12 protein-coding genes are annotated in these 10,031 nt (G+C 72.6%); 5 read left to right on the forward strand and 7 right to left on the reverse strand.

The window, feature by feature from the left end; genetic code table 11:
- A partial coding sequence (locus tag E1165_RS25785; RefSeq protein WP_207917040.1) for a cellulose-binding domain-containing protein occupies positions 1-344 on the forward strand: 344 nt, incomplete at its 5' end.
- A gap of 103 nt (positions 345-447) precedes the next feature.
- On the opposite strand, the gene E1165_RS25790 is transcribed toward E1165_RS25785, so the two are convergent.
- Positions 448-1,230, reverse strand: a complete 783-nt coding sequence (locus E1165_RS25790) for an aldo/keto reductase (RefSeq protein WP_132394325.1) — start codon at positions 1,228-1,230, stop codon at positions 448-450.
- A 78-nt stretch (positions 1,231-1,308) separates the two neighbouring features.
- On the opposite strand from E1165_RS25790, the gene E1165_RS25795 reads away from it, so the two are divergent.
- The gene (locus E1165_RS25795) at positions 1,309-2,349 is read left to right on the forward strand and encodes a DNA polymerase ligase N-terminal domain-containing protein (RefSeq protein ID WP_132394326.1); all 1,041 of its coding nucleotides are present in this window, start codon (positions 1,309-1,311) and stop codon (positions 2,347-2,349) included.
- A gap of 26 nt (positions 2,350-2,375) precedes the next feature.
- Here E1165_RS25795 and E1165_RS25800 read toward each other — a convergent pair whose 3' ends face one another.
- A complete protein-coding gene (locus E1165_RS25800) occupies positions 2,376-2,768 on the reverse strand; it encodes a cupin domain-containing protein (protein ID WP_132394327.1) in 393 nt (130 codons plus the stop codon).
- Between the two features lie 368 nt (positions 2,769-3,136).
- On the opposite strand from E1165_RS25800, the gene E1165_RS25805 reads away from it, so the two are divergent.
- A complete protein-coding gene (locus E1165_RS25805; RefSeq protein ID WP_243704989.1) occupies positions 3,137-4,204 on the forward strand; it encodes a beta family protein in 1,068 nt (355 codons plus the stop codon).
- 1 nt (position 4,205) lies between these two features.
- Here the strand turns inward: E1165_RS25805 and E1165_RS25810 are convergent, their stop codons facing one another.
- The 3 genes from E1165_RS25810 to E1165_RS25820 all read right to left on the reverse strand — a co-directional run bounded on the left by E1165_RS25810 (position 4,206) and on the right by E1165_RS25820 (position 6,659).
- Positions 4,206-4,487 (reverse strand): iron-sulfur cluster assembly accessory protein, encoded by a 282-nt coding sequence (locus E1165_RS25810; protein ID WP_132394329.1) that lies wholly within the window; start codon positions 4,485-4,487, stop codon positions 4,206-4,208.
- Positions 4,488-4,813: 326 nt separating this feature from the next.
- Positions 4,814-5,713, reverse strand: a complete 900-nt coding sequence (locus E1165_RS25815) for a hypothetical protein (RefSeq protein ID WP_243704990.1) — start codon at positions 5,711-5,713, stop codon at positions 4,814-4,816.
- Between the two features lie 352 nt (positions 5,714-6,065).
- Positions 6,066-6,659, reverse strand: a complete 594-nt coding sequence (locus E1165_RS25820) for a pentapeptide repeat-containing protein (RefSeq protein ID WP_132394330.1) — start codon at positions 6,657-6,659, stop codon at positions 6,066-6,068.
- 79 nt (positions 6,660-6,738) lie between these two features.
- Here E1165_RS25820 and E1165_RS25825 point away from each other — a divergent pair, with 79 nt between their 5' ends.
- Positions 6,739-7,971 (forward strand): serine hydrolase, encoded by a 1,233-nt coding sequence (locus tag E1165_RS25825; RefSeq protein WP_132394331.1) that lies wholly within the window; start codon positions 6,739-6,741, stop codon positions 7,969-7,971.
- Between the two features lie 75 nt (positions 7,972-8,046).
- The gene (locus E1165_RS25830; RefSeq protein ID WP_132394332.1) at positions 8,047-8,688 is read left to right on the forward strand and encodes an NAD(P)-dependent oxidoreductase; all 642 of its coding nucleotides are present in this window, start codon (positions 8,047-8,049) and stop codon (positions 8,686-8,688) included.
- Positions 8,689-8,695: 7 nt separating this feature from the next.
- Here the strand turns inward: E1165_RS25830 and E1165_RS25835 are convergent, their stop codons facing one another.
- Together E1165_RS25835 and E1165_RS25840 are read right to left on the reverse strand one after the other, a co-directional pair.
- A complete protein-coding gene (locus E1165_RS25835) occupies positions 8,696-9,160 on the reverse strand; it encodes a PPOX class F420-dependent oxidoreductase (RefSeq protein WP_132394333.1) in 465 nt (154 codons plus the stop codon).
- 81 nt (positions 9,161-9,241) lie between these two features.
- A complete protein-coding gene (locus E1165_RS25840; protein WP_132394334.1) occupies positions 9,242-9,883 on the reverse strand; it encodes a DUF6642 family protein in 642 nt (213 codons plus the stop codon).
- Positions 9,884-10,031 lie beyond the last annotated feature (148 nt).

Raw genomic sequence — 10,031 nt, forward strand, 5'->3', positions numbered from 1 at the left:
CCCCCACCAGCCCGCCGCCGGGCGACACCGGGTGCGCGGTGACGTACACGCCGAACTCGTGGGGAACCGGCTTCACCGCCGACGTACGGATCACCAACACCGGCGCCAGCACGATCAACGGCTGGACGCTGGCCTACACCCTGCCGTCGGGGCAGCGGGTCACCAACGCGTGGAACGCCACGGTCAGCCAGAGCGGTCAGAACGTGACCGCCCGCAACATCGGCCACAACGGCACGATCGCGCCCCGGGGTACGACCAGCTTCGGCTACCAGGGGACGCTGAGCGGGGCGTACTCGTCACCGACCAGCTTCTCGCTCAACGGCGTCACCTGCTCACGCGCCTGACGCTCGACCACCAGGCAGGAAGGGGCGTGCCCATCAGTCACGCCCCTTCCTCGCCTGTCGCGGTTCTGGCGGAACGGATGTGGGGTGGTGGCGGATGATCGGCTCAGCGGGCCAGCGCGTCGATGTCGCGCATCTCCTCCGCCGTCAGTGAGAATCCCCAGATGTCGGCGTTCACCCGGATCCGTTCCGGTGTCACCGACTTGGGGATGACCACGATCTCGTGATCGATGTGCCAGCGCAGCACCACCTGGGCCGGCGACACGCCGTGCGCGGCGGCGATGCGGACCAGCACCGGGTCGGCGAGATCGGTGGTCTTGAAGGGGCTGTAGCCCTCCAGCACGACGCCCCGGTCCCGGTGTTCGGCGTGCCGCTGCCGGTCGTACAGGTACGGACCCCAGCGGATCTGGTTGACCGCCGGGTTCTCCTCGGTGGCCTGGATCAGCTCGTCGATCTGGGCGGTGCTGTAGTTGCTCACCCCGACCGCGCGGGCGAGGTTCTCGTCCCGTGCGGCGAGCATCTCCCGCCACACCGGGATGTTGTCCGCCGGGGAGGTCGGCGGCCAGTGGACCAGCCACAGGTCGACGTACTCCAGATCCAGCGCGCGCAGGCTCGCCTCGATGGTCTCCCGTTCCCGGCCCACCCGCTGTGGCGGCAGCTTCGTGGTGATGAAGACGTCTTCCCGGCGCAGCCCGCTCTCCCTGACCGCCCGGCCGACCTCCGCCTCGTTGCCGTACATGGTGGCCGTGTCGATGTGCCGGTAACCGGCGTCGAGGGCGGCCAGCACGGCGTCGTACCCGGCCTCGCCGGTGGCCTGCCAGGTGCCGAAGCCGAGCAGCGGCATCCGGACGTCGCCGGAAAGCAGGACGGTGGGCTGGTCGTGGTCCATACCGACGGTTCTACCCGTGATACTCGGGGACATGCCAGGCGACCGGCGAACCGGGGCGGATTGCCGGAGAATGCGGGTGTGGTTGACCGGCTGGAGGAGTACCGGCGCAGACGGGACGCGGCCCGGACCCCGGAACCGGTGCCGCCCCGGCCGCCGCGCCGGCGCGAGGGAGCCGGCGCGGCACGGTTCGTGATCCAGCAGCACCATGCCCGGTCCTTGCACTGGGACCTGCGGCTGGAGCGGGACGGGGTGCTCGCCTCCTGGGCGGTGCCGCGTGGCCTGCCCCGGGACACCGGGCGCAACCACCTGGCCGTGCACACCGAGGACCATCCGATGGAGTATCTCGACTTCCACGGCGAGATCCCGGCCGGCGAGTACGGCGGCGGGACGATGACGATCCACGACCGGGGCACCTACCACTGCGAGAAGTGGCGCGACGACGAGGTGGTCGTGGTCCTCGACGGGGAGCGGACCAGCGGCCGGTACGTGCTCTTCGCCACCGGCGGCCGAGACGGGCGCGACTGGATGGTCCGCCGTACCGACCCACCGCCACCGGGATGGACCCCCATGCCGGAGCTGGTGCGGCCGATGCGCCCGACGGGGGCCGCGCGGCTGCCCCGTGACGCCGACGCCTGGGGGTACGAGCTGCGCTGGGACGGGGTGCGCGCGATGGCGTACGTCTCGGGCGGCCGGTTGCGGCTACTGTCGGAGACCGACGAGGAGGTGACCGGGGCGTACCCGTGGTTGCGGGGGATGGCCGAGGCGCTGGCGCCCACGGAGGCCGTACTGGACGGGGTGCTGGTCCGGATCGACACCCGCGGCCGGGTCCGGCCGGCACGGTCCGGACGGGCCGCCCCGGACGCCCAGTTCCTGGTCTTCGACCTGCTCTGGCTGGAGGGGGTGGCCAGTCTCGACGTGCCGTACGCGCAGCGGCGGGAACTGCTCGACGGGTTGGCGCTGGCCGGGACGCACTGGCAGACGCCGCCGTGGTTTCCCGGTGCCGGGGCCGAGGCCCTCGACACCGCCCGGGCGCAGGGGCTGCCCGGCGTGGTGGCGAAACGGCTGGACTCGGTGTACGAGCCGGGGCGGCGCAGCCGACGCTGGCTGAGCATCGGCTGACACCCAGCGGTCGCGGCAGGTCGGGATCAGGACGTCGGCGGCTCGTCCTCGCCGGCGGCCTCGGCCGCGTCGGCTTCCTCCTTGGTGCGGTGCACCACCTGGTCGGCGTGCTCCGGCGGGCCGTAGACGGTGTAGAGGACCAGCGGGTTCGGCCCGGTGTTGACGAAGTTGTGCTTCGTGCCGGCCGGAACGACCACCAGGTCGCCCTGGGCGACCTCCCTCGTCTCGCCGGCGACCCGGGCCTCGCCGGTGCCGCTGACGAAGGTGAGGATCTGGTCGATCCCGTCGTGGACCTCCTCGCCGATCTCACCGCCCGGCGGGATCGTCATGATCACCAACTGGGTCTTCTCGCCCGTCCACAGCACCCGCCGGAAGTCCGGGCTCTTCTGGGCGACGGTCGCGATCGTGAAATGCTCCATGGCGCCGTCATACCCAGACTGGCCCCGGGTCACGCCGAGACGGGGCAGATGGTGCGATTCCCGTCCCGATGAGGTTTGACCTCGGCAGGAACGGGCAACGACCACTCCGGCCGGTGCGCACCACCGGTCGAGCCAGGTCCCCGCCGGCGTACCGCCGGATGGCTGCGATGGTGGGAGACGGCCGGAGCGCGGCGACGCGACGACCCTCGGGTCGTGCGCCGCCGCGCGCTCACCCGCAGCGCGGTGACCGCGTCCACCCGACCACACTGGCCGGTACGCCGCCGACTCCCGGTCCACCATGAGGAAAGCCTGCGATAGGGGCCGATGTCCCGGTAGATTGAAGTATGGTGCCCGCCCACGGGAGTCGGGTGGCGGAAGCGGTCTACCGCCCCCTCCTCGCCAGCCGACGGGGTGAGCTGGAGGCGCTGGCTCATCTCGACAACGCCGCGGCCACACTGCTCGCTCCGGTCCTCATGGTCTCCACAGTCGACAGCTCGCTGGTGGACCTGCTCGGTCGGTTGCCGGCCGGGCTGGTCCCGGCGGTCGACATCTCCACCCTGCCGGACGCGCCGGAGACGGAACTGGTTCGCTGGGGCGTACCGGTGGTGCCGGCCATCGGGCTCGCGGACAGCGACCGCCGGTTGGTGGCACACGGGGCGGCGGCGCAGGCGTACGCCCGGCGCGCGGTGGTCCGGTTGCGGGCCAGGCGGGACCGGTCGGGCCCGGACGCGACCACGGCGGCGGCGGAACGGATCTGGCGGCACGCCCGCCTCGTACCGGAGCAGTGCGACCTGCTCGTCGACGCCGGTGACGTCTGCTGCCCGGCCGAACTGCGGGCGGCCGAACCCCGGGTACGCCGGCTCGTGGACTGGTCCCGCCGGCACGCGTGGCGAACGGTGACCGTGGCCGCCGGCGGCATGCCACCCACGCTGCACCGGCTTCCCACCGACGAGCCGGTACGCCTCGACCGCTGGGACTGGCAGCTCTGGCAGCGACTGGCCGATCTCGGGGTCGGGTACGGCGACTACGGTGTCGCGCCGGCGGCACCCGGCGACGACGGGGCCGGCGACCGGGTGCCCACCGTCCGTTACACCGCCGACGGGGCCTGGTGGGTGTACCGGTGGTCGCGACGGGGCGGGCGGGGCGACGAGCGCTTCGCCGACCTGTGCCGCACGCTGGTGTCCGCCCCGCACTGGCCGGCGGCCGGCGCGGGTTTCTCCTGGGGCGACCACGAGCTGCTACGCCGGGCCCGGCGGGTGGCCGGGGCCGGGTCGCCGGCCAACTGGACGGCCTGGAGCACCTCGCACCACCTGGCGTACGTGCTGGCGGCGCTGATCCGGCCGACGGACGAACGGCGGTACGGCCGGTGGTCCAGCGACGAGCGCGGGCGGCCTGGCCGGCCGTACCGGGGCGGTGAGACCCGCCGGGCCGGCTGAGTCACTCCTTCTCGGTGAAGCCGAACTGCACCACGCCCTCGTCGTCGACGGAGGCGTCCACGGAGGTGTCGTTGAGCAGCTCGGCGGCATCCGGGTCGAGGAAGATCCGCGCCCCCTGGTTGTCGACGACCTGGTCGCCCTGGGCGGGCTCGGGCACCAGCTCGACGGTGAGCGAGCCGGCCTCGGTGTCGGCGGCGATGCGCAGCCCGCCGTCGGTCAGGACGTCCTGCTGGGCGGCGAGATCGCGGATGACCAGCACAGCGTTGTCGGTCATGGTGAGCATGAGGGAACTCCTCGTGGGTTTCGGGATGGGCGGCGCGCACGACAGTCGACCGGCGCGCGTCGGACGGCGAACGGCCGTCGCCCGGCTGATCGGGGCACATCCCTGGCGCCCCTACCACCACCGTGCCCCCTGTCGGGCCGTCCGTCAAATAGAGTGACGTCAGTGGGAGCGAGGCCAGCGGTTTCGCGTTTCCGCTCGTCAGTGCCCGGGTCGCGGCTATTCTGGGACAGCCCGTACCTTCGGTCGGCGGTGGCGACCTCGCGCCACCGTGCGCGATTGTTCCCGCCGCCCGGTGAGCCCCGCCCTCACCCCGGTACGGATCCGGCTCAGCGCAACGCGACCGCCTGGAGGCCGACGTTGCCGCAGCCGGAGTTGAACGCCTGTTCGACGACCCACGAGATCAGCAGCTTCTCATCCCGGGGCACCCGGAACCGCACGACCCACTGGGCGGTGTGGCTGGTGTGCGGGTCCTCCAGCCGCAAAGTCCTGGTCGGGCCGCCGGTGGAGAGCCGGACGTCGAGTCGCCCCCGGGCCATCCAGACGCCGGCGAAGACGTGGACGGTGCGCAGTTCGCCGTTTCCGACAACAGCGAGGCGGAAGCCGTTGCCGACGCCGCAGGTGTACACGCCGCTCATGGCCCCGCCGACGGACCCGACGGGGGTGCCGTCGCGCCAGCGGAACGACTCCGGGTTGGTGTCGATGCTGCCGCGCGCGCCGCGACCGCCCTCGTCGCGGATCTCGAGCGACCCGCCACGTTTGCGGATCTCGGTTTCGGGGCCGCGCAGTCCCCAGTGCACCCAGTCGCGGCTGCCGAGGGTGGTGAGGTCCACTGTGGCCGGCACCTCGGCCTCGGTGACGGTGAGCATCGGAACCGGCGGCTGCGGGTTGGCGGCCGGGGGCGACGTGGGGGTCACGGACGGGGCCGGCGACGGCGTGCGTTGCCGGGGTCGCAGCCCTGGCGAGGCGACACCGGTCTCGGTCACCTCCCCGGGCAGGCCGGTGGGTCGGCCGGCCACCGTCGGCGCGCCGGGCGGCAGCGCCCGGTCCTCGGCCGGGGGCGCCGGGTCCGCGGTGAGGTTCAGGTACGACACCAGCACGACCAGGCCGGTCAGGGCACTCAGCGAAACGATGGTCCGGCGGCGGCGGCGTTGCCGGTGTCGGGCGAGCCGAGTGCTCGCGCCGCCGGACGGACCCGGTCCGATCCGTCTCACCTGGTCGTCCGCCACCGTTTCTCCGTTCCGCACACCGCGTCGGCCCGACCATGATCGCGGGGAGCCGACGTGAGCCCCGTCACGTTTTCATTCGCACGACCGCTTACGCCATAGCCCGGCCCGTCAGCGTTTCCAGTTCGTTACCAAACGGCGGTAACAAAAAACCGTCCTAACGACGCCCGGATCGACCCGCTCAGCCGAGTAGGGATCTTAGCGGTCCCGTGTCGATGCGGTCACGGTGCGGGGAGGCCCTCCGGCCGTGCCGGGCATCACTCCACTTCGGACAGCACGGTTCCGCCGACCACCGCGACGGGCCGAAAATGATCAGGCCGGACACGCTGCCCCGACGGCCGACCGGCACGTCCGGTCAGCGGATCTCGAAACCCAGGGCCTGCGCCAGCACGACCGCCTGCTCCGCGTCGATCAGCGCGCCGGCGCGCTGCACGGACGTCGGATCCAGCGCGGTCAGGTCGCTGCCCCGCAGGTCGGTTCGGACCAGCCTGGCCGCGTGCAGTTGCGCGCCGGAGAGGTCGACGCCGGTCACGGTCGCCTCGGTCAGGTCCGCCCCGGTCAGGTCCGCCTCCCGCATCCGTACGCCGGCGAAGGTCACCCCGCGCAGGTCGGCGCCGGGCAACGCGACGAAGGACCAGTCCCCGCCCGTCACCCGCAATGGGCGCAGGTCGCACTCCTGGAACGTGCTGCCCACCAGTTTGCAACCGACGAACTCGGCCTCGAAGAGGTTGCACCGCCGGAACGCGCACCGGATGAAGGCCGAGTCGACGTGTCGGGAGGCGTTGAGGGCCACCCTGCCGAAGGAACACTCGGTGAAGGTGGCACCCCGGATGGTCGCCTCGGTGAGATCCACCCGCTGGAACGAACACCGCACGAAGTGCCGGTCGACCAGCGCGTCGGCGTACCAGTCGTCGTCGCGGAAGGTGGCGTCCTCGGTGGTCTCCGGCATCGGCTCACCGTAGCCGTCAGGACCGACAGTGACGGCCGACTCTTCCACCGCCGCCGTACCGGCTAGTACGTTCGCGGGCGTGAGCGTGGCACGCAGCACCGACCCGGACCAGATCGGCTTCGACCCCGCGCGGCTCGCGCGGATCGACGGACACTTCGGCCGCTACGTCGACGAGGGGCGGCTGGCCGGCTGGCAGGTCGTCGTCACCCGGCGCGGCGAGGTCGCGCACTCCGCCACGTACGGGCTGCGCGACGTCGAGGCGGGCGTGCCGGTCGAGCCGGACACCATCTGGCGGATCTACTCGATGACCAAGCCGATCACCTCCGTCGCCGCGATGATGCTGTGGGAGGAGGGCCGGTTCGAGCTGAACGACCCGATCAGCCGCTGGTTGCCGGAGTTCGCCGACGTCCGGGTCTTCGACAAGGGATCGGCGCTCAGGGCGTACACCGTGCCGGCGGTCGAACCGGTGCGGGTCTGGCACCTGCTCACCCACACCTCCGGCCTGACGTACGGCTTCGCCCAGACCTCGGTGGTCGACGCCCTCTACCGCGCCGCCGGGTACGACGTCGGCGTGCCACCGGGCCTTGACCTCGCCGCCGCCACCGCCGGGATGGCGAAGCTGCCACTGATGTTCCAGCCCGGCACCGGCTGGAACTACGGCGTCTCCACCGACGTGCTGGGCCGGCTGGTCGAGGTCGTCTCCGGGCAGCGCCTGGACGAGTTCCTCACCGAACGGATCCTCGATCCGCTGGGCATGGCCGACACCCGGTTCTGGGTCGACGAGCCGGACGCCAAGCGCCTCGCCGCGCTCTACACGCCGCATCCGGCGACCGGCCGGGTGGTCCGGGCCGACCGGTTCGGCGCCGCCGCGCTCCACCGTCCGCAGTGCCTCTCCGGGGGTGGCGGGCTGGTCTCCACCGCCGCCGACTACCACCGGTTCACCCAGTTGCTGTTGCGCGGCGGCGAGCTGGACGGGGTACGCCTGCTGGCCCCCCGCACGGTGCGGTACATGACCCGTAACCACCTGCCGGGCGGGGGCGACCTGGCGTCGTTCGAGCCGGAGGGGTACGCCGAGACGGTGCTGGACGGCATCGGCTTCGGCCTGGGGTTCGCCGTCGTGACCGACCCGGTGCCGGCGCGGGTGCCCAGCAGCGTCGGCGAGTACTACTGGGGCGGCCTGGCCAGCACCGCGTTCTGGGTCGACCCGGTCGAGGAGATCACCGCGCTGTTCTTCACCCAGCTGATGCCGTCGAGCACCTACCCGCTGCGCTCGCAGCTGCGGCAACTCGTCTACTCCGCCCTGGTCGACTGAGCCGCGCGGGGATCCGGGGCACCGCCTGGGCCGTTCCGCCGACGGCCGGCCGGGGTGCTCCATAGCCTGGACGGCATGAGCAACATCGTGGTGTACGGCGCCGGGGGCACCGCCGGCTCGCGGATCGTCACCGAGGCGATGGCCCGGGGGCACCGGGTCACGGCGGCGGTCCGCCGTCCCGAGTCGGTGACCTGGCTGCCCGCCGGGGTGCACGTGGTGACCGGCGACGTCACCTCGGCCCGTAGCGTGCGGGAACTCGCCGCGGAGGCCGACGTGATCGTGGTGGCGGTCGGCGGCGGCCAGCGGGCGCTGTGGCGGGACGCCGCGCAGACGTTGATCACCGTCCTGCGGGAGGTGCCGGATTCGCCCCGGGTGATCCACGTCGGCGGCGGCGCGACCCTGTTGACGTCGAAGGACACCCCGTTCCTGGACGAGCCGGACTTCCCCGAGGAGTACCGGGACGCGGCACTGGGCCAGGCCGACGCGCTGGCCTGGTACCGCTCCTCGGCCGACGGGGTGACCTGGACCTACGTCTCCCCGCCGCCGCTGGAGTTCCACCCGGGCGAGCGGACCGGCCGGTACCGGACCGGCACCGAGCACCCGGTCCTCGACGACCAGGGGCGATCGGTGCTGACCTACGAGGACCTGGCGGTGGCGGTCGTCGACGAGATCGAGGCCCCGCGCTTCGAGAACATGCGTTTCACCGCCGCGTACTGAGCGGCGTTCAGTCGGCGAGCCGGGACGGGAAGCCACCGGTGGCCACGGGCCCCCAGCTGTCGATCGTCACCCGGATCAGCGACTTGCCCTGCGTCACCATGGCCTGCCGGTACTCGTCCCAGTCCGGGTGCTCGCCGGAGATGCTGCGGAAGTACTCCACCAGCGGCTCCAGCGCCTCCGGCAGGTCGAGCACCTCGGCGGTGCCGTCGACCTGCACCCAGGGGCCGTCCCAGTCCTCGGAGAGGACGCAGGCGGAGACCCGGGGGTCGCGCCGGATGTTGCGGGCTTTCGCCCGCTCCGGGTAGGTGGAGATCATCAGGCGGCCCTCGGCGTCGACGCCGCAGGCCACCGGAGAGGACTGCGGGCGGCCGTCGGATCGGGTGGTCATCAGCACGACCCGGTGCCGGGGACGGAGGAACTGGATCAGGGCGTCGCGGTCCACCCGGGTGTTGCTCGCGATACTGCGTGGCATGCCATGGTTCTACCAGGCCATCCGCGTGCCGCCTCGCCGGCCGTCGGGCCCCGCCGCGACGGGCGCGCCGGCCGGACCGGCTCAGCGGGCCCGCCCGGCGAGCCGGCCCGGTGCGGTCTGGGTGGGCACCCGGGGCCGGGACGTCGGCCGCCAGGCCCGGCCGTTGGCGTAGATCACCCGGAAGCCGAGGTACGCCGCCAGCGGAGCCCAGTGCGCGGAACCCATCCGCAGCTCGGCGGCGTTGTGCCGCTGGCCGTTGGCGAGCACGTCGAGCAGCACCGTCTCGAAGGCGGCGGATTCCACCCAGTCGACCTCACGGGTGAACCCGCAGATCAACGCCGCTCCGGTGACGTCCAGGAACGCGCGCAGCGCGGCGTCGGAGGCGCGCAGCACCGAGCAGCTCCCGAAGTAGAGCCGCCGCCCCTCGCACCGCCCGGCCATCCGCTCCGCGACGTCGGCGAGCGCCACCGAGTCCCAGTCGGTCAGGCAGAGCCGGCTCGGTTCCCCGTGCATGGCGAAGAAGCCAACCCGGTAGTCGGCGTACTGCTTGAGCAGCCAGCGGTCCAGGAAGTAGAAGAGCTCGTCGCGGGTGGCGGCGTCCTTGTGGATGAAGCGGATCCGGCCGAGCCGTTCCAGCAGTTCCAGGGTGGGCAGGACGGATCCGCGCTCGTGCAGGTCGCGGTGCCACTGCCCCTCGACGCAGAACACGCCACCGCGTGCCACGTCCACCTCCCCCGTCGCTGGGCCAGGGCAGACCTTACCGCTTCCGGGCAGCCGGTCCGCAGTCACCCGGCGTCACCGTACGGACGTTTCGCGTGCTCCGAGGCCGTCCGCCCCGGCTGTCCTTGACGCCCTCCGCGGGGTGGGATCG

Source organism: Micromonospora sp. KC723, assembly GCF_004348595.1.
Lineage (GTDB): Bacteria > Actinomycetota > Actinomycetes > Mycobacteriales > Micromonosporaceae > Micromonospora.